The organism is Bifidobacterium callitrichos DSM 23973 (assembly GCF_000741175.1).
Lineage (GTDB): Bacteria > Actinomycetota > Actinomycetes > Actinomycetales > Bifidobacteriaceae > Bifidobacterium > Bifidobacterium callitrichos.
Genome location: NZ_JGYS01000007.1, coordinates 134,664 through 153,142 on the forward strand (window position 1 = coordinate 134,664; position 18,479 = coordinate 153,142).

Consider the following 18,479-nt stretch of genomic DNA (forward strand, 5'->3'; position numbering starts at 1 on the left):
TATATGGTGCAGTGATTGCCCGTGATACTACGTCAGCAGTCAGCAGGTCGATCGATGTGCTGAGTGAATTGGAGTCTAGCGTCGATTGTTTCCTGGTTGGGGGCGGGGAGATCCGAGCGCTATGCCTGCATGCGGTTGATCAGCGTCTTCTTGTTGGTGATCTCCTCCTCGGTAATGCCGGGAAGGACACTCACCCATGCCAGTGATTCGGTGGATGCCTGCACAAAGGAAGGGGCGATCCGAATGGCCAGTTCCGCAAGCATGTCGGTGAAACGTTCCTGATCAGTCGGATCGCCTCTGCATTGCTCGAAGAATCTCGTCCAATGTCGAAGTCCGATCCGCTCCCACTGGTATTCGCCGCCGATGCTCATCGCCAGTTTCCGCTCCTTACGCCGGGTGTCATATGCAAATAGAGATGCGATGTCGTAGAGCGGAGCTAGACGAGGGGCGCCGCCGGATGCGGGCTCGAGAATCGCGTAGTTCTTGGCATGCGCATCCGATCCGCCTACCAGGTAATTGAATATCAGCGCTTTTATGAACGTATTCACATCCTCCTCCGGGAACCCGTTGCTGTTCATGTACCGCACGATGTCGACGGCTCCGGGGCCTCCATCGGATTGATACTTGTTATCTGTCATGATGCTCATGGCCTGACAGAAATCCTCCTGGTGAATCCTCGTCACAGTGGCGGGGACAACAGTGTCGTCAATGATTCGATCCCAGCGCTCGCTGACGACTGCCGGCACTCCTCCGAACAGCCGATAATCGGTTCGTGCAACGGGCAACGACAGCCTTCGCTGATTGGTGTGATACGGCCGGCTGGTGGCAAGGTCTTGTCCGCATTGTTCGTGTCGTTCTCTGTGTTAGGGGTATCGGGGACGACGAACTGCACACCTCCTCCGCAGTCCAATCCCACTGCGGTCAACAGGGCGAATGGGTTACGTGGATTGACCCCGTATAGACGGCCGATGCGTTGTCTGATGGCGGGGTCATCGGGAAGGATGCCGTCGATATACGCCTCGATCGGGTCCCCTCTCCATGGTTCGGCTTTACGGGGCATGGACAGCGAAAGCGGCATCGCGTTGGGGGCGTCCGAATCGTTGGTGAATGTGTGCTTGCCGGTTGGCTCCTCGCGCAGCACGCCGATATGGCGTCCGTTGAGGAGCACGTCAAGTGCTTTATCTTCATCGGTGCTCCGACTCTTTGGATGAGCCGTTGGGTGAGCTGTCGGATGAGCCGCCCGGACGTGTATCGCTTATGCCGTGCGAGTGGTTTGGCGTGGCAGGGGACTGCTCCGGCACGTTGTAGGAGACGGTGAAGGTCACTCCAAGTTCTCGGCATAGCAGCAGTATGCGGGAGATGCTGGCGTTTGCGATCTTGCCTTGTTCGAACTGGTTGATCCATGGACGGGTCAGGCCGGTCCGCTGGGCCAGCTCCTCCTGGGTGAGTTTCTGCATCACTCGGGCATCACGTAGTGCCACTGTGAGTTGTCTGGTGGATTGAATCTCACTTGACATTCTTCCCATCGCCGCTCCAATGTTAGACTTATCGAACATTTCGTATTATGTTAGATAAGTCTAACATAATAATGCTATTAAATGTTAGGAAAAACGAACTTTCCGACGTATGTGAGTATTTGGTGGCGTGGGGGCCAGTGGTTATTGTCGGTGGGGGCCGGGGGTATTGAGGTTGGGGGCCGGTGGCCGTTTGGTTGGGGGCCACCGGCTGGTTGTGTGTTATTGGTTGTTGGTTTGGTGTGCGTGGTGTTGGCGCATGTTGTATTCGCCGGTGTCGATGGTGATGCCGTTGTGTACGATGCGGTCCATGATCGCGTCGGCCGTCACGTCGCCTCCCAGTCGTTCATGCCAGTCCTTGACGGGGAATTGGGTGCAGAACACGGTGCTGACGTTGTCGTAGCGGTGTTCCAGCACCTCGAGCAGGAAGGAGCGCATCCGGTCGTCGGGTTTGTCGAGGAGCCATTCGTCCAGCACGAGCAGCGTGTACGCGCTGTATTTGCGGATGAGCTTGTGCGTGCCGGCCGGTTTGCCCGCGGCGGTGTCGAGTTGTTCGGCGAGGTCGGGCATGCGTGTGTACAGGGACCGGTAGGATTGCCGGCATGCCTGTTTGGTGATCGCGCATGCGAGCCAGCTTTTGCCGCTGCCGGTGGCTCCGGTCAGGAGGATGTTGAGGCGTTGGGCGATGAACGCGCATGATTGCAGCTGGTTGACGGCGTTGCGGTCCAGGCCGCGTTCGTCGATCAGGTCCAGGGTGCGCAGGTCGGCTTGCGGGTATCGTGGTTTGGCGCGTCTGATCATGGCCGTGGTCTTCCCGTCCGCCCATAGCGAGTAGGCGTCGTCGACCGCCAGCATGATGCGCTCGTTGGCGGGCATGCCGGCGCAGGCCTGTTCGTCCTGGCGTTCGAACGCGTCGAGGAGCCTGTCGGCGCCCATGAGGCGTAGTTTGCGTCTGGTCTGCTCGTCGATGATCATCGTGCCGCCGCCTTGCCGTAGTAATCACCGCCGCGCACGAATCCCGCGGGTTGGGTGCTCCCGGCCGCGGGGTTCCCGCCGGTTTGGCCGGGTTTGCCGTCGAGGATGGGTTTGAGGTGCCGGTAGCGGGGCGAGTACGTGGTCTCCAAGGCGGTGCGGCATGCCGTCTCCAACCGCGCGGCGGTGTGGTCCTTGGATAGTCGCAGGACCGCGAGGGCGGCGCCCAGTCCCTGCTCGTCGAAGCGTACGGATTCGAAGATCCTCGCCGTCACGGTCGCGCAGGCGGGTCCCACGCGGTTCGCCCAGGCGGTCACGCCGTCGCGGTCCCATTGCTTCCATTTCGCCTTCTCGGGCAGGTCGCCCGGGTTCGTGGAATACCGGTTCCTCACGTATCCGGGCAGCAGCGCGTGCGAGGAGACGCGCGTCCCGTCGGCCCATATCTCGAGCCGGCTGGCGGTCACGCGCACGTCGACGCTCCGGCCCACGTACGCGTACGGCGCGGAATACCAGTTGTTCCGGTACGCGACGTGGCAGTTGGCCTGCACCTTGCGCTCGTACGACCATTCGCTCACCTCGAACCGGGCCGGGGGAAGCGGGGTGAGCAGGGGTCTCTCCATCTCGGTGAACATGGAAAGACGGGTGCCCTCGCGTTTCTGGAACGGGGTCGCGTTATACGCGGTCAGCCATGAGCGGATCGCCTCGCGCAGCTCCTGCAGCGAATGGAACGCGCGGTCGCGCATCGCCCCGACGAGCGCCATGGTCACGTGCCATACCGTGTTCTCCACGCTGGCCTTGTCCTTCGGTCTTCTCACCCTGCCCGGCAGCACGGCCGTGGAGTAATGGTCCGCCAACGCCCGGTACCGCTCGTTGAGCACGACCTCGCCCTGACGGGGATGACTGGTCACGCCGGTCTTGAGATTGTCGGGCACCAGGCGCGGCGTGGACCCGCCGAACCACTCGAACATCGCGACATGGCAGGCGAGCCACGTCGACTCGCGCATATCCAGCGCGGGCTCCACGAACGCGTACCTGCTGAACGGCAGACACGCGACGAACAGGTACACCGTCGCCGTACCGCCGGTCACGGGATCCGACAGCGTCAGCGTGGGGCCGGCCCAATCCACCTCGATCGTGGAACCGGCCTTGCGCTCCACGCGCGACGTGATCCCGTTGGCCACCACATACGCCTGATACAGCTTGCAGAACCGGTCATACCCCATCGCCGGCACACCGTCCGCCACGCACTTTTCCCGGTACTCGGCGTGCAGCAGCCGCAACGTCACGCCCGTACGCGCCAGCTCGCGGTGTACGAGCGGCCAATCCGGCTGACGATGCACAGGACCATGCTCGTTCCTGCCCGGGAACAGCATCGCGTACACCTCGTCATCGCTCTTGGACTCGACATCCGCCCAGCCGATCCCGGCATCCGCGGCGGCCCTGAGCGTGGCCGCGACGCTGTCGCGCGAAACGCCCAGAGTCCCGGCGATCGCACGCCCGGACAACGAGCGCGCATGCAGCCTCAACACCTGCTTCGCCTTGATTTTCCGTACCATGATAGGTAACTCCTTTCACCACACGTCCCTCGCATGGTGAAAGGAGCCTAACCGCACACGGCCTCCGACCGCAATAACCCCCGGCCCTGAACCGCAATAACCAACCCAACCCCCAAGTGGCCCCGAACCGCAATAACCACGGCCCTCAAACAATCAAATACTCACGTATGGGCACTCGCGCATGACCGGGTGTCTATCCGAGATCCCTGACGCCGTTGTGGGAGATTGGTGCCAGATGACGCAACGGTCTTTTGCTGGGCCGTAGTAGGCGGGAGGTCACCATCGGGTGATGACGGAAATCTCTCACCTTGTGGAGCCCGTAGCTTATCAACGCCTGCGCGGAGGAATCCCGTGGAGGAATCCATCCGTTCGTTGCTGCCTTGGATTGGTTATTCGAATGTGATGTCCCCGTCGTTGGCGAGGAATTCCATCAGGTTGCGATGCCGTACGCCGTCGCGTTGCAGCGGCAGTGGGTCGAGCGTGAACAGATAGCGAGGGAAGCCGTCGCGGATCAGTGTGAACGGTCGGTATTCCCGTTCCTCGACTTGCGGGTCGAGTACGCTCATCGCAACCTGGACATACGCATACTGGTTGCGTTTGCGTACAATGAAGTCGCATTCGAGTTTGCCGATCCTTCCCACGCTGACCTCGTAGCCTTTGGCTCGCAGGTGCAGGTACAGGGCGTTTTCCAATGCGGGTCCGTAACTCATCCGCACATCGGTGTTACGCGCGTAATACACTCCGGGATCTGCGATGTAGTACTTCTCTCCTCCGCGCAACGATTTGCGTGACCGCAGGTCGAACCTTGGGCACTTGTACAGGATTTTGGCGTTTTCGAGCATCCGCACGTATTTGGCAAGCGTCTCCCTCTTGATGGATATGCCCTCACTGTGATGGAGATACTGGGCGATGTGCGTCAGGTTGGTGGGTGATGCGTAGTTGTTGATCAGATAGGACTGCACGCGCGTGAATGTGTCGCGGTTCGTGATTCGGCTTCGTGCGGTAATATCCTTTTCGAAGATCTGTCGGATGACGTCTTGGACGTACATGGACTTCGCGTCCGGATCATCGTATTCCAATGCCTTGGGGAAACCGCCGTAGGTCAGGTAGTCGTTGAACGATGCCATGCCCGCGTCTGTCGGAGCGCTGAGGAAACCTCGCATGCCTAGGTATTCGCCGTAGGAGAGCGTGTACATTTCCAATTCCACGTACCGTCCGGTGAGTTTTGTCGCCAGTTCTCCGGACAGCAGATACGAATTCGAGCCGGTGATGAAGATGGAGAACCGACCGTCCTCGCGGTAGGCATTGACCACGGTCTCGAATCCGCTGACGTTCTGGACTTCGTCGATGAACAGGTAGATAAGGCCGTCGGCTCCGGTGTGTTGCGCAATGATCCGGTCGAGCTCGTCCGCAGTGGTCACCTTGCGCAGTTCACGGCTGTCGAGATTGAGAATGATGATATTGCGCTCGTCGACGCCACGTCGGCGCAGTTCCTCGGCGACGCATGCCATGAGGGAGGATTTGCCGCACCGGCGGATGCCCGTGACCACCTTGATGAGGTCGGTGTCGTCATAAAAGGGGCGAAGGCGTTCCAAGTACCGTTCGCGCGGATACAGAGCCATCTGGCATCCACCTGCTCTTCCTGTCCCTCGCATTGCTTCCGGGGGGCAAACTTGCTTTTCCATCTAAAATACCCCCCGGAAGCGACCTTGAAACGCGATTATCCGCTGATGGTGACACTATGGTGCGCGCCAAAATCGGCAAGAAGGGCAGATGAGTGTCGATTCGACGCACAACTGGGATCGGTATGATCTGAACGCGCTGGATGCTGTTCCCGATATCGTTCGCAATCAGCTCGCCACGAACGTACGCATGTCCCCGATTATCGTTGACGCCATCTGCGCGACGCTCTCCCGGAGAATCCCCCTCATACGCGAGATCCGCGACAGTGTCTCGTTGCATTTAGCCTTGGTGAGAGTTTGATGCAGGCTGACGGCGATGATCTCTCGTTGCGAGGTCGTCAGTGAGAGACCACTGTTGGGCAGAGACAATAATCTCTCGCTGAGGGGTGTCTCGGCGAGAGTTCGGCGTCAGGACCGATCAGATATCTCTCACTGAAGGCTCCCTAGTAAGAGATATCTGATGCGCTGTGTCAAGGATCACTCACTATCGGGGTGATCAGTGAGGGAGCCCGGCAAAGCAGTCGTCATCGTTCATACCCTGCGAGAGAAGTGAGGAATATGTTGTTTTCCTAAGATCAGAGCGTTGAAAAACCGCGGAATTCCAACAGTCCTCAGACTCGAGAGGTCAAGGTGTACTTGGCCTATGTTCCAAACGGCTCTTTCGACTGTGCAAGCGTCTTCGTCCTTTGCCAAGCGTCACCTCCGACTGTGCAAAAGGAGTGCCTACTGCTCGAGTAGGGTGCCGTAGCGCGTGACGAGTCCCTGATTCACTCGCTCGAATTCGGGGATGTACTCATCGATGACGGTGCGTACGAGCTGCTTGGCGCGCGACTCGTCATAGATGTGCGCCGAATCGTTGCGGTCGCGCAGCATGCGCAGCCAGAGCGATTCATCCATGAAGTCGTAGTACTGGTATGCCGTCTTGATGACATCCCGTGGGGAGCCGGAGGCGGAGACCGGGTCTCCTTCATATGCCAGCATCGCCTTGAACAGCTTCCAGCCGAGCTCGAACTGAAGCTCGAACTTGTCGATGACGCCGCTTTGGATGAACTCGTTGTCCAGATCCTGCGAGGGGGCCTGCCTCAGCGAGCGCAGTGCCGAGGCGTAGTTCTCATACTTTTTCATAGAGTACCTTCCGGTGCGGGCTATCTCCGTTCTCAGGGATTCGGAGATCGGTCCGTCGAGGTTGATTACGTCCACCTTGAGCAGCGACCAGAGCTCGTTCTGGAGTCGACTCTCCAACGAGTCGAAATCGGGGCATCCGGCCACAGCGAGGTCGATGTCGCTTTTGGGCCTGTTCGTGCCTTTGGCCCTGGAGCCGAAGAGTACGATCCTGCGTGCGCCGGATTCGGCTGCGAACTCGCGGATCTGCGCGTACACATCCTCGATGGGAATCATCAGCCACCCTCCGATCCGTTGATTTGCACATGGTGTGTGTTTGCGGGCCTTCCTGTCGCCTATGATATGCCGATTGCGCCGCCATCTCATCTTTCCGTGCATCGCATTGCTGTTCACCGCGTCGCGATTCGGCAGATGGTGGGGCAACGATCCGAAGTCCCGCTCGCAGACGGACATCGACGTCATGGCCGCGGATTCGGTGCATCATCGGATCCTGCTCGGCGAATGCAAGTGGAGGAACACGCTGGACATCGCCGCGACCACATCATTCCGGATTCCGGCCGTATTGGCGCGATGTGGCAAAATCCGCTGCCACAAGTGTTCGAAAACAGGATTCCGGGCGAGTCGTGACAGTATGTTCCGGAAGCGCTTGAGGCTCGATCCGAGTAGAATGGCGGAATTCCAAGGATTTGGCAATGGAAGGGTATGTCACGACGCTTGCATTACGCCGATTTCGTCGTGTTGTGGCCGGACCTGTTGCCACAAGTGTTCGAAAGAGCGAAATCGCTGGTCCTGTGACAGAGATTCCTGCCACAGGACCGCACAAGTACGGTTTCGGTCGTGTTGTGGAAACGTAGAGCGGTTGAAGACGACCTGTGTACCGACCACATCTTCTGACTGCGCACGTGTCTTTGCCATTTGCGCACATCAATCGGCGCTGACGTCCGTGAACTCCTCGACTCGAGTCATCGACCAGACGAACAGCGGGAACGCGGCGAACGCATACCCCTCGAACTGTATATAAAGGTATGCGAGCAGGATCAGCCAGCATACGGTGAGCTTATTCCACACGCACTGATGGCTACTGAGGAATCGCGCGGTCACTGTGATCAGCAGAATCAGCCCCACCAGACCGAACTCGGTGACGAAATTCGTATACAGACACATCGTCCATACGGTATCGGGGGTGGTCGTCGAATACCAGCCGGCCGCGCCGGTCGGATCGGTATGCATCGCGGTCAGTGCACGGACGGCCAGATCGGCCCCCTGATGAACGGCTTCGGCGATGTTGCCGGAACCATAGCCGCTTACCAGAGTCCATGGATGGGTGATCAGACCGCATAGGGGACCGAGCGACTGCCATATGCGCGCGAAGAACGAACCGTCGCCCTCCATACCGTTGTTGAGGATCGAATCCAATCGTGAGTTCACGGCGAAACTGATCACCGACAGCACCGCCGTACCGATCAATCGCAGGATGCCCTGTTTGCGGGAATCGGGATCGTGCCATGTGGTGCGGATGACGATCACGACGACCAGCGCCACCAGACAGTCCAGTACGATGCGCGTGCCCGCCCCCATGATCACACTGCCCACGGCGAACGCGACGATGAGGTCACGCAGCCTACGGGCAAACACGGAATCGCGCGTCCGCATCAGCCAGTACAGCGGCAGCAGCACACCGAACAGATGCATGCCGATGTAGCTCGGCTCGGCGAACAGGAACTGAGGGCGACCCGTCACGCCACCCCACTGGCCGGCGGTGCTGTACGAGCGATACATGAGGTGGTTGAAATACCCGCTGATACTGCCTATATCGAGTCTCACCGCCAACCATTGCACCACGCCCACGCCGAATGCGAACCAGTATGCGGCGATCAGCGTGCGCACGCATTCGCTCCAGTCAAGACGCTTATGCACGAAGGCGATGTCGAGTGCAGCCAGTGTCGCCGGGACGGCGATGACCCCGGACAGGCTCATCACGATGGCGACGTTATGCACGCCGAACGCGGCCCAACCCGCAGCGGACAGGTACACGAGAACGACGGGCAGCAGTGCGAACGGAGCATATCGATGAAGGGTCTGACGCAGCAGAGCTGGATTCGCCAGGCAATAGATAAGCAGCAGCCAGGGGCTTATCGGAGTCCAGAACGGCTGAAAGAACCCGATCGTCGTACCGTCGATCGGCAAGGTGACGAGGGCGAGCCAGAACAGGTAGTCACTGCGGTCACGTGGAGTGAACAGCCGGGGAAGGAATGCCGGTTCGGATCTGCGATTGGCGGTTTCCGCGAAGTCGACGGGGAAGGAGGTGTCCATGTGGTCCTTTCCCGGGCGTCGGTTCAGCATCGACGCCCGAAAATCGGCCACGGCGTTGTGGTGGGTGTACAGAGGAGAAAGTGGCGCAAAGCGGCGCTATGTCATGAAGTCATGAGCATCGCGCGTCGCGAGTCACGCCACGGCATCGAAGATGGTGTTCACACCCTTCTTGATTTCGGCGTAGACGCGGTCGAACACCTCACGAGATTTGCGATGCGGGTCCTCGGTCTCCGGTGCCTCAGGCAGGAACGGACGGAGCATGGAGACGGATGCCATCACCTCATTCAGGCGATCGCCGACAGTGTCCCCCGGAATCGGACCATCAGCGTGCAGATGTGAGCACACGTTGACAAAGTCGTTGAACAGGAACACCTTACGCGCGGCAAGCGGATTCTGATCGAGAAGGTCGGAGATCTGCTCGCGTTCGAAGCACAGGATCAGATTGGCGGTCCGGCTCAGATCCGAAGTGAGCGGAGTGGACACATGGGGATTCGCGTCGATGCCATCCGCCTTGAGGACGTCGATGGCCAGCGGATCCGCCGGATGCGGCGGATAATGCAACGTGCCGGCGGACCGTACGTCCAGATCCTCGTTGTTCAATCCACGCGCGGCGAGGACGGAGCGGGTGTAGTACTCGGCCATGACGGAACGGCATTGGTTGCCGGTGCACACGTACAGAATCTGCATAACAAATCTCCCTTCCGGAAAAGAAGATACCTCGCACATTGTGCGGGCTTTGTGTGGGCAGTGTGCGGGGCATGAAAAAACCGGGAATCACATGACTCCCGGTTTTTTCTCTTTAAGTTATTTACGGCTGTGCGGCTTCAGCTTTACAGCCTCGCTCATTCAGCGACGGTTGGTCGTCTTGCGGACGGCGAACAGGGCGATGCCGGCAGCGGCCAGCAGAGCGACGGCCACGCCGTACGGGGCGACGGTGGCACCGGTCTTGGCGATGGTGGCGGCACCAGTGTTGGAGACCGACTGATCGCCGGCACCGGTGGCGGGCACCGTGATGGACGCGGTGTGAGTGCCGGAAGCGGCGGAAGCGGTGACCGTGATGGTCTTACCGGCCTGGCCAGCCTTGAAGATGTAACGCAGGGTCAGGGAGCCGTCGGACTTGGCGGTGAAGGTGCGCTCGCCGATCTGCTGAACATCGGCAACCACGGCGTCATCCCACTTGACGGTGACGTTCTCGTTCGGCTCGAAGGTGCCGGCCGGGAAAGCGACGGTGGCGGTGTTGCCGCTGACGGTGACGGTGGCACCGTACGGGGCGGCGACGGCGGTGTTGGCGGCGAAGCCGAAGCCGAGAACCGCGACGATAGTAGCCAGAAGGGCCATGAACTTCTTCATCATGATAATTCCTCCTCTAATTCGAATATTCCACATCATGCGACATGGAGAGCATTGATGGCAGTAGACTTGCTCACTTGATTGCTTGCGTACTACCTGTCTGCTGTGCTGTCCGCTCTTTTCCGTGTCTGAACCCTTACTGTACACCCCCTTGTGACACCCCCGTTTGGTTGCTATGAATGGGGATGCCGCCATGTGACAACGGCGTCACACCATGTGACATGGTTCGCGCATGCGCCAAGCTCCGGGGGAATGCCTCCAAGCTTCTGGAAAGGGCGAAAACGTTGGAATTTCAAGGATTTAGCGCGATTTACTTGAAATTCATATATCGCGACACGCCCGGAGCGTAATCAAAGGGCGAAATTGGGAGAGGGGGCTGGGGAGAGGCTGGCCTGGGGAGAGACTGGGGCTATCGCGCGGTTCTTGCGGTTCTTGCGGTTCTTGCGGTTGCGGAGGCCGTATCGGTGTCCATGTCCTCGTCCTCGAAACTGAACAGTTCTTCGACGCTTGTACCGAATACCTTGGCGAGATCCATGGCCAGGCGAAGCGAAGGGCAATACTGCCCCTGTTCCAGTCTGCCGATGGTCTCGCGGCGAACATTGACGAGATCGGCCAGATCGGACTGTTTCAGACCGCGTTCGAGCCGATGGAATTTGATGGTGGTCTTCATTCGTCATCCTCGCCAGTGTCGCCTTGATGTTCCAGCCAGAGATATCGTGCGTCGGCGATGGCCAATGCCAGCATCCCCAGAGTGGGCAGGATCATCGGAGTTGCCATGACGTACGTCCGAAGCAGCAGCCCGGAAAGCAGATTGGCGAAACCGAGCACCATGAGGACGATGACCAGCGTGATAAAGGCGAATCGCGTCGACAGCAACTGATGCTGGTCTGACAGTTCGTCGGAACGGGGATTCTCGCGGCGGAAAACCAGCACAACCCAGATCTCACCTGCCACCCAGAACAGGGCCACCGCCACGGTGGCGATCAGACCGAACATGCTGCTGTCGTTGAACAGCTGGGTGGCGCATGCGATCGCGCCGATCAGTTCAATGACCATTCTGGAGGCGATATATCGGTTGAACGTCATCGGTTTCCTCCTTGCATGGATACGGAGCCGGATTCTCTATTGGGCATCTTGCTATTGGACATCTTGTCTAGCGGTGTTGATTGACCGCTATTTTTTCAAAATCTAATATATGCCGTGAATGAGAAGGCAGGGAGTGACGGGATCATGATCAGGAATATGAGGACTGTGGAAGAAATGGCGCGTCGCGCGGTCGTTTCGGCTGTGGCGGCGCTCGGCGCGTGCGGACTGGCGCTCGCGGTGCCTGCGGGTGCGATGGCGGCGGATTCGTCATCGTCGTCGCTGGGAGTCGCCGGGGTCTCGGGGGAGTCGAGCGTAACGGCTCCCGCGAGCGGAAGCACCGGATCCGGAGACGCTGCAAGCGTCGATGCGCGCGGTCTCAGCGGGCTCGGCGCGGCGATCGACCACATCCACAACACGAACCAGCAGATCCATCAGGACATCGTCACCCATCACGAGCATATGGAGCAGATCCACGATCAGATCCATCAGGACGTGGACGATCTGCGCCAGCATCACGAGCAGGCATGGCAGGACGCGCAGCAGGCGCACGACGACATCAAGAACGCCATCGACGGCGCCTACGATCGGGCGCACGAGCGTCACGAGATCATCCATCAGGACATGGTCGACCACCAGCAGCATCTCGACCAGCTGCAGGCCGACTGGAAGACCGAGCACGATCTCATCAAGCAGAATCACCTGCAGTGGGTATCCGCACGCGAACAGTGGCACAAGGCCTTCCAGGACGCGCTCAACGACTCGCTGAACAACGGTCTGGGCAACGGATCCACCTCCGGGGGCGCGAACGGTGGTACCGGCAACGGTGGTACCGGCTCTGGTTCCACCGCGAACGCCGGTTCCAACGGCAACGGCACCGTGACCAACGCCTCCGCCAACGGCACCGGTTCGGTCAATGGCACATCCAATGGCTCATCCAACGGCGCGGCCTCGTCCAACACCGCGACGGGCAACAACGGATCCGGCAACGCCGTCTCCCGCGCCGTGCAGGGCACGCTGGCCGAAACCGGCATCGCCCTGCCTGTGCTGCTTGCTGTCACCTTCGGCCTGTTCGCCGCCGCCTACATCCTCAAGGTCATCGCCCAGTACCACTCCGAAACGGCCAATCGCTCCCTGTAGTCGGCATCCTGCGGCTCTCCTGCCTTGTTTTCATGCCTTGGTTGGATCGCGTTTGACCTGCCCGCGTGCGAGTCGTTTCGCGACTTTGTTCAATGGCCTTGGCGTGAGCAGAAACGTGAATCTGGCCCCATTGGCTATCAGGTTACGGCTCAATCGCCATGCGAATTCCTCATGCGACGCCTCATCCGCCAGCGTGGCCGCATTGGCGACGAATATCCTCCATCCGTGATTCTGCAGCCAATCGCGCTTCTGCTGATCGCGATACCACTGCGTCTTGTCGGTGCGATGCTGATCGCCGTCATACTCGACGGCCACGCGAAACTCCGGCCACGCAAGATCAAGCGTCATCGCACTTCCTGATTTGAACGTGGCGTTCGGCACCACGTAATTCGTTCGCGGCAGGGGGACGTCATGCTGCAGGAGGCGCAGACGGATCTCGGATTCCTTGGGGGAAGCCGCATTGGGCATCAGCAGCGGAGCGGCGAGTGTGCACAGTCGTTTGCCTCGGAACGGTGATAGGCCGAGAGTCATGCTGATGAGCTTGTCTCGCAGAGCGGTGCCATTGCCTCGCATGGATACAGGCTGCTGCTGTTCGGCAGCGTTGATGATCGAATCGCCGAGAATGACCAACTGCATGAGGTCAACGTGATCGGCCATCTGAGCCCACGTGGAGAACAGGTCGATCGCAAATACATGCTTGTTGATGCGCAGAATTCGTTCGTTATTGAGCTGCTTCCATACGTGTGGCTGTGTTCGCACCTGTGTCTGTGTCTGTGCCGAAGGTGCCTTTTTGCGGATCCTCTTGTCGGGCGAGCTGCTGACCGTGTGAAGTGCGGTCATGTCGAGATCACATGCCGGTAGCGGGACCTCTTGCAGTACCAGCGATGTCGTCAGACCGAACAGTAGCGGCTGGCCCAGCAGCTTCGCTGTGTTGGTGCACAGATCGATCATGGACCGTTTTCGTTGCTTGAGGCTTTCTCCCATCGGGAGAGTTGCGCTGGTGTTGGTGCTCACATTGGCGTTCATGGTGATTGCGGAGTTCATGGTATTCATGCCGTCACGGTATCCGTTGCCGTTCGATGCAGTACAGGGCGATTGACCGATGTGGGTGGAGGTCTCGGCCTCCGGCGTGTTGGGGATAACTCAACGCACGGCAAGCGCTCGTATATGCCTCGCCTACTGGAATCATGTCGCCTCGCCACAACGTGATTATTCTGGCCATATTCGAGAGGTGTGGCGGGATTTATTGCCACAAGTGTTCGAAAAGGGGTTTTTGAGCGAGTTGTGGGAAAGCGCTCCCTGCCGCTCAGAACGTGATGTGGAAAGAATGGCGGAATTCCGGGGATTGACTCGTGGGGAATCTTGCCATAACGCATGCATTACGACGTTTTCGCCGTGTTGTGGCGTGACCTATTGCCACAAGTGTTCGAAAGATTTGATTCTCGCATGTTGTGGCAAAAATTATTGTCATAACAGCTCAATAATTCGCTGATACTTATGTTGTGGCAGGAACGTGGCAGGAGCGATTGCCACAAATGCTCGAAAGTGACCAGATTCTTCCGTTGTGGCAAGAGATACGATGCGGCAGGCGGAGAAGGCACAGGAAAGCGTGAGCAGAGAAGGGATCGGGGGAGGTGGGGGAGGTGGGGGAGGAGAAGGAGGAGAAGGAGGAGAAGGAGGAGAAGGAGGAGAAGGAGGAGAAGGAGGAAGAAAAATCCCTTGGGCTCCTGGTTTGCAGGAGCCCAAGGGATCGCGGATAAGGAATTCCAAGAGAATTCCTGAAGTCCAGAGTTACGTGAGGCGATGGAACCGAAGGGCATAACAGCTTTTGGTGAGGCGCCCAGCAGTCACACTACACAAACAGGTCAGTAGCTGTGGGCGCTGAGCCAGTGGTTGTAGGCGCCGGTGATGCCGCCGTAGCGGGAGTTGCAGTAGCCGACGAACCACTTGAACTGCGTCTGGTAGTTGGTGGCCCAGTCCGCGCCTGCGGAGGCCATCTTGGAGCCGGGCAGCGCCTGCGGCAGGCCGTACGCGCCGGATGACGGGTTCGTGGCGCGCGGGTTCCAACCGGATTCGTGGTTGATGATGTAGACGGCGGCGGTGAAGTCGTTCTCCGTGTAGCCGTTGGCGATCAGATAGTCATGCGCCCAGCTCTGCATTTCGGAGGCCGGCACGGTGGTGCCGAGCGAGCTGGACGAGGATGCGGTTGAGGACGACGAGGACGAGGTGGAACCGGTGCCGACGAGCACGATCTTGTCCGTCGGAGCCGTCTTCACCCACGAGGCGAACACGTTGGATTCGACGACCTTGCCGCCCGCGCGGGTCACGAGGCTCGTGGTCTCCATCGTGCCGACCTTGCCCTCCTGCTGCACCTTCTCGGTGCCCTTGGGCAGCGCGCTGGTCTCCTTCTTCACGGTATTGAAGGGGATGTCCGTGTCGCTGGTGTCCAGGGTCGCGCCGGCGCGTTCGATGGTGATGACGGTCGACTCGGTGACCTTCGTGGTCAGCGAGGGAGAGACCTGATCGCTCGGATCGAGCACGATATCGCCCTGTTCGAGGACGGACTTGACGTCGGTGAAGTCCGTGCCGAGCACGGTACGTGACTTGCCGTTGATCTTGACGGTCACGTACGAGGTGTCATCACCGAGCGATCCACGCGCGCCGCCACGGGACGCGGCGGCGGTGCCGGAATCGGTGGCCGAGAACTCGGTGATCGGCGTGGTCTGCTGCGACTGCTGATAGAAGTTGCGCGAGACCACCGCCGCTCCCGCCAGCATCGCGATCGCCGCGACCACGGCGATGATGCGGATCCACTGGCGTTTGCTCAATGATTTGAGAGTCGGTGTTTTCCTGCGATGATTCGCCATTTCGCTCCTTAGCCTTGGGTAAGCTCTGGCACATCTCACGACCGGAGGTCGGCATTGCCGTGACGTTACCGGTCCTTAATGCTGCCGACCATCCTACCTCACGGGGAAGAAGAACTATTCGGCAGTGCCGTTGCCGCCAGAGCCGGAACCGGAACCGCCGGTTTCTCCGCCGTTGCCGTTGCCGCCGGACTCGCCGCCATTGCCGGTACCGCCGGACTCTCCGCCGTTGCCGTTGCCGTTGCCGTTGCCGCCGGACTCCGTGCCGGACCCGTTGCTGCCCGAGTTGTTGCCCGAACCGGTTCCGGTCGAGCCGGAGCCGGAACCGCCGGTGGAGCCCGTGCCGGAGCCCGATCCGGACGTGTTCGGCCTGGTGGTGGAGCCCGTGCTGCCGTTGTAGCGGTTGTTGTACCGGTTGTTGGTGTACGACCCGTTGGTGCCGTTGGAGTTGGACGTGCCGGAGTTGGAGCTGCTTCTGCGGCTGCTCGAGTAGGAGCTCATCGAGTCGTTGACCGCGTTGGTCGCGTCCTGCAGCGCCTTCAGGGCGTTCTGCAGATCCTCAAGCTTCGGGTCGGAGTCGCCGATGAGCTTGTTCGCCGCGTCGATGGCCGACTGCAGGGTCTGGCGGGTGGAGTCGTCCGCCACCGCGCCATCGCTGTTCGTCATCAGCGTCTGCGCGTCGGTCACGGCCTTCTGCAGGCTGTCCTTCGCCGTCTTGACGTCGGCGTCGTTCTTGTCGTCCTGACTGTCGGTCACCGCCTTGAGTGCGGAATCGACCGTCTTGATGTGGCTGTTCAGCGTGCTCGCCAGCTTCGAGTTCTCCTCGGTGCGACTGGTGAGTTCGGCCGTCGACAGGCTCGCGTCGCACGCGACGGCCTTGCCCGCGCCGCTCGCGTCGGACACGGCGGTCTTGAGCTTGCTGATCGTGGTGGCGTCGGACACTTGGTCGACGGTGAGCTTGCTGGCCTCGTCGGCCTTCTTGAGCGCTTCGGCGAGCGAGTCGTTCGCCTTGCTCACGTCGCTTGCGGCGGCCTCGCAGTTGGAGAGCGCCGTGTCGAGCGCGGTCTGGCTCTGGTGGCGCTGGAAGGCGAACACGCCGCCGACCGCCGCCGCGACAAGCGCCGCGACCACGACGCCGATGATGATCGGCTTGCGATTGACCGCGCGAGTGTCGCCGTCGCTGCCGTGATCGCCGTGACGTGTGTCGCCATCACCATTGCCGCCACGACCGCGACCGTTGCCGTCGGATCCGCCGGTGATGCCGGAGCCGGACAGACCGGAGTCGCCGGCGGCAGAGCGAGACGAATCGTTCCGATCCGCCTCGGCACCGTACAATTCGTCGGCCTCCTCGGCCTCGGTCGGCTCGTCCGACACGTCCTCGAGGTTCCTGAGCGTCTGATTCTCGCCGCCCGCGACCTTGCCTAGGTTGACCGCGCCGGGTGCGATCACCGGGCTCGGCTTGTCCGTGGCGCCGGCGCGTCCCGGAACGGGCACGTTGATGTTGAGCGGAGGCAGCACGGTGGTCTCCGACCCGGAGTCGGGCGGGAAGACGGGGGCCGGATTCGTCGATGAGGGGAACACCGAAGCGGGCGTCGGTGCGGCCGACAGGTCGCCCGGGGCATCAGCCGGTACGGTGGCTGCCTTGGCGCCTGCCTTGGCGCCTGCCTTGGCGCCTGCCTTGGCGCCTGCCCCGGCGGGAGGAACGGTGGGCGGCACGGCGGTCGGGGCTACCGGTGCGATCGTCACGGTCGGCGCGGCCGTTCCCGGCGTCCCCGTCGTGCGGGATGCCTCCGACTTGCCCGAGACACCCGTTGTGCGCGTCACGTGCGATGAGGCCGAACGAGTGGGAGGCGTCGGCGGGATGTTCGACACCGGCGTAGCGGCGTCCGACAGGGCCGGCGTCGGCGCGTCCGCAGGCATGCCGGCGGACGGCACGGACGGGAAGGTCAGGTTCTGCTTCATCTCCTCGGGCGAGGGGACGTCTCCGTGCTCGTCGATGTTCGGGAACGACAGCGCGGGGATGTCCCAGTCGTCGTCGCGCTGCGGGTTGAGCAGTGAATTGTCGTTGAATCGCACGTTGTTTGAATCGAGCCCGCTGTCGAGATGCGGTTTGTCGTCGGGGTTCGGGAACCCGGACGGGATATTCGTGGGGACCGCCGCCCCGTTCGCGTTCTCGCCGCCCTTGCCATTGGTCGGCCTGTCGGACCGATGCCCGGTGTTCTTCGGATTCGTCATACTCTCCAATACCCCCTACGATGCATTGCGATTCATCATAGTCCGATGTCCAAGGACTGTCATCGCCCGCCCCGAAGATGAAGAAAGACAAGGACACCCATCGACGTGCGGGCGGATGTCCGCGGGTCGATGGGTGTTCGGGAGGATTCTGCGGCGGAAGGCGCCGGCAACCGACAATTCGATGGGCGGCGCTCGCCAACGCGCAAATCAGGCGGCCTGATTCTCCTGGGCGGTCTGGGCGGCGGCGAGATCGAGCTTCTTGGCCTGCTCGATCAGATCGTCGAGATCCTCGGCGCGCAGGGCGCCCGCCTGCTGGAAGATGATCTGGCCCTGCTTGGCGATCATCAGCGTCGGCACCGCCTGAATGCCCGCGGCGGCGGCGAGATCCTGGTTCTGATCGATATCGACCTTCGCGAACACGATGTCCTTGTTGTCCGCCTGATCGCTCGCGGCCTCGAAGATCGGGCCGAACGCCTTGCACGGGCCGCACCAGGTGGCCCAGAAATCGACGAACACGATCTCGTTGTCGTTGATGGTCTTCTCGAACTCGGCGGAGGTGAGGGTGGTGGTCGCCATGTGAAGCTCCTTTAATAACAGTAACTAGCTGGTGGTGCGCTAACAAGCGTAAGGGTGGGTACTCTTACCCAC

General features: G+C 60.6%; 18 protein-coding genes and 1 pseudogene. 2 read left to right on the forward strand and 17 right to left on the reverse strand.

Annotation, left to right across the window (positions count from 1 at the left end; all coding sequences use genetic code 11):
• Positions 1 to 119: 119 nt before the first annotated feature.
• From BCAL_RS13715 to BCAL_RS13160, 8 genes and pseudogenes are all read right to left on the reverse strand, one after another.
• Complete coding sequence (locus BCAL_RS13715) at positions 120 to 746, reverse strand: HipA domain-containing protein (protein WP_052119057.1); 627 nt, start codon at positions 744 to 746, stop codon at positions 120 to 122.
• The gene (locus tag BCAL_RS13720; RefSeq protein ID WP_052401193.1) at positions 680 to 1,168 is read right to left on the reverse strand and encodes a HipA N-terminal domain-containing protein; all 489 of its coding nucleotides are present in this window, start codon (positions 1,166 to 1,168) and stop codon (positions 680 to 682) included. The genes BCAL_RS13715 and BCAL_RS13720 overlap by 67 nt, the downstream gene beginning before the upstream one ends.
• 16 nt (positions 1,169 to 1,184) lie before the next feature.
• Positions 1,185 to 1,556, reverse strand: a complete 372-nt coding sequence (locus tag BCAL_RS12690; RefSeq protein ID WP_238549629.1) for a helix-turn-helix domain-containing protein — start codon at positions 1,554 to 1,556, stop codon at positions 1,185 to 1,187.
• A 180-nt stretch (positions 1,557 to 1,736) separates the two neighbouring features.
• Entirely contained in the window at positions 1,737 to 2,489 is a 753-nt protein-coding gene (locus BCAL_RS05595) for an ATP-binding protein (protein WP_043165069.1), read from the reverse strand.
• The gene (gene istA / locus BCAL_RS05600) at positions 2,486 to 4,042 is read right to left on the reverse strand and encodes an IS21 family transposase (RefSeq protein WP_043165071.1); all 1,557 of its coding nucleotides are present in this window, start codon (positions 4,040 to 4,042) and stop codon (positions 2,486 to 2,488) included. Before istA ends, BCAL_RS05595 begins: the two co-directional genes overlap by 4 nt.
• Positions 4,043 to 4,431: 389 nt before the next feature.
• Positions 4,432 to 5,664 carry an ATP-binding protein gene (locus BCAL_RS05605; protein ID WP_043165072.1) on the reverse strand — a complete coding sequence of 411 codons (1,233 nt, stop codon included), beginning with the start codon at positions 5,662 to 5,664 and terminating at the stop codon, positions 4,432 to 4,434.
• Between the two features lie 783 nt (positions 5,665 to 6,447).
• Positions 6,448 to 6,849 (reverse strand): HI0074 family nucleotidyltransferase substrate-binding subunit, encoded by a 402-nt coding sequence (locus BCAL_RS13155; RefSeq protein ID WP_043165076.1) that lies wholly within the window; start codon positions 6,847 to 6,849, stop codon positions 6,448 to 6,450.
• A pseudogene (locus BCAL_RS13160) lies at positions 6,836 to 7,122 on the reverse strand (nucleotidyltransferase family protein). Before BCAL_RS13160 ends, BCAL_RS13155 begins: the two are co-directional and overlap by 14 nt.
• A gap of 61 nt (positions 7,123 to 7,183) precedes the next feature.
• On the opposite strand from BCAL_RS13160, the gene BCAL_RS12700 reads away from it, so the two are divergent.
• A complete protein-coding gene (locus tag BCAL_RS12700) occupies positions 7,184 to 7,867 on the forward strand; it encodes a DUF234 domain-containing protein (protein WP_081887279.1) in 684 nt (227 codons plus the stop codon).
• Here the strand turns inward: BCAL_RS12700 and BCAL_RS05625 are convergent.
• The 5 genes from BCAL_RS05625 to BCAL_RS05645 form a co-directional block, all read right to left on the reverse strand.
• Positions 7,771 to 9,159, reverse strand: coding sequence for a hypothetical protein (locus BCAL_RS05625; protein WP_052119058.1), 1,389 nt, complete (start codon positions 9,157 to 9,159; stop codon positions 7,771 to 7,773). The genes BCAL_RS12700 and BCAL_RS05625 overlap by 97 nt on opposite strands.
• Before the next feature lie 132 nt (positions 9,160 to 9,291).
• The gene (locus BCAL_RS05630; protein ID WP_043165080.1) at positions 9,292 to 9,846 is read right to left on the reverse strand and encodes an arsenate reductase/protein-tyrosine-phosphatase family protein; all 555 of its coding nucleotides are present in this window, start codon (positions 9,844 to 9,846) and stop codon (positions 9,292 to 9,294) included.
• 159 nt (positions 9,847 to 10,005) lie between these two features.
• Positions 10,006 to 10,512, reverse strand: coding sequence for a hypothetical protein (locus BCAL_RS05635; RefSeq protein WP_043165081.1), 507 nt, complete (start codon positions 10,510 to 10,512; stop codon positions 10,006 to 10,008).
• A 406-nt stretch (positions 10,513 to 10,918) separates the two neighbouring features.
• Positions 10,919 to 11,179: a helix-turn-helix transcriptional regulator gene (locus tag BCAL_RS05640; protein WP_150394867.1), complete on the reverse strand. Its 261-nt coding sequence runs from the start codon at positions 11,177 to 11,179 to the stop codon at positions 10,919 to 10,921.
• Positions 11,176 to 11,595, reverse strand: a complete 420-nt coding sequence (locus BCAL_RS05645) for a hypothetical protein (RefSeq protein ID WP_043165083.1) — start codon at positions 11,593 to 11,595, stop codon at positions 11,176 to 11,178. The genes BCAL_RS05640 and BCAL_RS05645 overlap by 4 nt, the downstream gene beginning before the upstream one ends.
• A 156-nt stretch (positions 11,596 to 11,751) precedes the next feature.
• Between BCAL_RS05645 and BCAL_RS05650 the strand changes: the two genes are divergently transcribed.
• Entirely contained in the window at positions 11,752 to 12,732 is a 981-nt protein-coding gene (locus BCAL_RS05650; protein WP_152600319.1) for a BAR domain-containing protein, read from the forward strand.
• 30 nt (positions 12,733 to 12,762) lie between these two features.
• Here BCAL_RS05650 and BCAL_RS05655 read toward each other — a convergent pair whose 3' ends face one another.
• From BCAL_RS05655 to trxA, 4 genes are all read right to left on the reverse strand, one after another.
• The gene (locus BCAL_RS05655) at positions 12,763 to 13,785 is read right to left on the reverse strand and encodes an endonuclease domain-containing protein (protein ID WP_152600320.1); all 1,023 of its coding nucleotides are present in this window, start codon (positions 13,783 to 13,785) and stop codon (positions 12,763 to 12,765) included.
• Between the two features lie 812 nt (positions 13,786 to 14,597).
• Positions 14,598 to 15,599 (reverse strand): aggregation-promoting factor C-terminal-like domain-containing protein, encoded by a 1,002-nt coding sequence (locus BCAL_RS05665; RefSeq protein WP_043165085.1) that lies wholly within the window; start codon positions 15,597 to 15,599, stop codon positions 14,598 to 14,600.
• A 114-nt stretch (positions 15,600 to 15,713) separates the two neighbouring features.
• Positions 15,714 to 17,831 carry an FIVAR domain-containing protein gene (locus BCAL_RS05670; RefSeq protein ID WP_043165087.1) on the reverse strand — a complete coding sequence of 706 codons (2,118 nt, stop codon included), beginning with the start codon at positions 17,829 to 17,831 and terminating at the stop codon, positions 15,714 to 15,716.
• A gap of 207 nt (positions 17,832 to 18,038) precedes the next feature.
• Positions 18,039 to 18,407 carry a thioredoxin gene (gene trxA / locus BCAL_RS05675; protein WP_043165089.1) on the reverse strand — a complete coding sequence of 123 codons (369 nt, stop codon included), beginning with the start codon at positions 18,405 to 18,407 and terminating at the stop codon, positions 18,039 to 18,041.
• Between the last annotated feature and the right edge of the window lie 72 nt (positions 18,408 to 18,479).

Bases quoted from the DNA above. Each gene is read 5' to 3' on its own strand.
- BCAL_RS12700 (WP_081887279.1), top strand. From the start codon at position 7,184: ATGATATGCCGATTGCGCCGCCATCTCATCTTTCCGTGCATCGCATTG.
- BCAL_RS13155 (WP_043165076.1), bottom strand. From the start codon at position 6,849: ATGAAAAAGTATGAGAACTACGCCTCGGCACTGCGCTCGCTGAGGCAG.
- BCAL_RS05605 (WP_043165072.1), bottom strand. From the start codon at position 5,664: ATGGCTCTGTATCCGCGCGAACGGTACTTGGAACGCCTTCGCCCCTTT.
- BCAL_RS05655 (WP_152600320.1), bottom strand. From the start codon at position 13,785: ATGAATACCATGAACTCCGCAATCACCATGAACGCCAATGTGAGCACC.
- BCAL_RS05635 (WP_043165081.1), bottom strand. From the start codon at position 10,512: ATGATGAAGAAGTTCATGGCCCTTCTGGCTACTATCGTCGCGGTTCTC.
- BCAL_RS05650 (WP_152600319.1), top strand. From the start codon at position 11,752: ATGAGGACTGTGGAAGAAATGGCGCGTCGCGCGGTCGTTTCGGCTGTG.
- BCAL_RS05640 (WP_150394867.1), bottom strand. From the start codon at position 11,179: ATGAAGACCACCATCAAATTCCATCGGCTCGAACGCGGTCTGAAACAG.
- BCAL_RS05595 (WP_043165069.1), bottom strand. From the start codon at position 2,489: ATGATCATCGACGAGCAGACCAGACGCAAACTACGCCTCATGGGCGCC.
- BCAL_RS05670 (WP_043165087.1), bottom strand. From the start codon at position 17,831: ATGACGAATCCGAAGAACACCGGGCATCGGTCCGACAGGCCGACCAAT.
- istA (WP_043165071.1), bottom strand. From the start codon at position 4,042: ATGGTACGGAAAATCAAGGCGAAGCAGGTGTTGAGGCTGCATGCGCGC.
- BCAL_RS05645 (WP_043165083.1), bottom strand. From the start codon at position 11,595: ATGACGTTCAACCGATATATCGCCTCCAGAATGGTCATTGAACTGATC.
- BCAL_RS05625 (WP_052119058.1), bottom strand. From the start codon at position 9,159: ATGGACACCTCCTTCCCCGTCGACTTCGCGGAAACCGCCAATCGCAGA.
- BCAL_RS05630 (WP_043165080.1), bottom strand. From the start codon at position 9,846: ATGCAGATTCTGTACGTGTGCACCGGCAACCAATGCCGTTCCGTCATG.
- BCAL_RS05665 (WP_043165085.1), bottom strand. From the start codon at position 15,599: ATGGCGAATCATCGCAGGAAAACACCGACTCTCAAATCATTGAGCAAA.
- trxA (WP_043165089.1), bottom strand. From the start codon at position 18,407: ATGGCGACCACCACCCTCACCTCCGCCGAGTTCGAGAAGACCATCAAC.
- BCAL_RS12690 (WP_238549629.1), bottom strand. From the start codon at position 1,556: ATGTTCGATAAGTCTAACATTGGAGCGGCGATGGGAAGAATGTCAAGT.